The organism is Catenibacterium sp. CAG:290, from assembly GCF_000437715.1.
In the GTDB taxonomy this organism is placed as follows: Bacteria; Bacillota_I; Bacilli_A; order Erysipelotrichales; family Coprobacillaceae; genus Catenibacterium; species Catenibacterium mitsuoka_A.
Genome location: NZ_FR898762.1, coordinates 1 through 504 on the forward strand (window position 1 = coordinate 1; position 504 = coordinate 504).

General features: G+C 34.1%; 2 protein-coding genes. Both read left to right on the forward strand.

The window, feature by feature from the left end; all coding sequences use genetic code 11:
• Nucleotides 1–225, forward strand: a 225-nt coding sequence (locus QVO42_RS00490) for a transposase (protein ID WP_288163500.1), incomplete at its 5' end; no start/stop codon positions are given.
• 1 nt (nucleotide 226) lies between these two features.
• Nucleotides 227–421 (forward strand): hypothetical protein, encoded by a 195-nt coding sequence (locus QVO42_RS00495; protein WP_022424239.1) that lies wholly within the window; start codon nucleotides 227–229, stop codon nucleotides 419–421.
• Nucleotides 422–504 lie beyond the last annotated feature (83 nt).

Below are 504 nucleotides of genomic sequence, written 5' to 3' on the forward strand. Positions count from 1 at the left end.
ACCAACTGGAAAAAGGAGATCATCAACAGCTTCATAATTGTGGATGACAATGTAAACAGAAAGATGAACACTGCCATCGTTGAAAACAGAAACAAGTCCATCAAGCTCATTAAGCATGCCTCAAACGGCTATTTGAACTGGGAGAGATTTCGCAATCGTATCCTTTATACACTAAACGAGGATACGACTTTCTATTACACAAGTATCAGAAAGGATGGTAAATAATATGAGTAAGGTATTTAGACTTATTGTTGATGAGGATAATGAACCAGTAATACTTGAGGAAGATGAAGTTTTAGAAGATATACTTGTTCGTCTGGAGTCTATTTCTCACCAAATTGATGATATTCAGTTTTCTCTAATGAAAAATAACGATGAAGACTCATCGTTAGATTTAGATATTTCTGAAATAGACTTTTAGCGCATAAAAAAGTATGGGGTGAGATTCACCCCATACTACGTGATAATTAAAATTTAGGAAACCCCTAGTTATTTTAAATTACC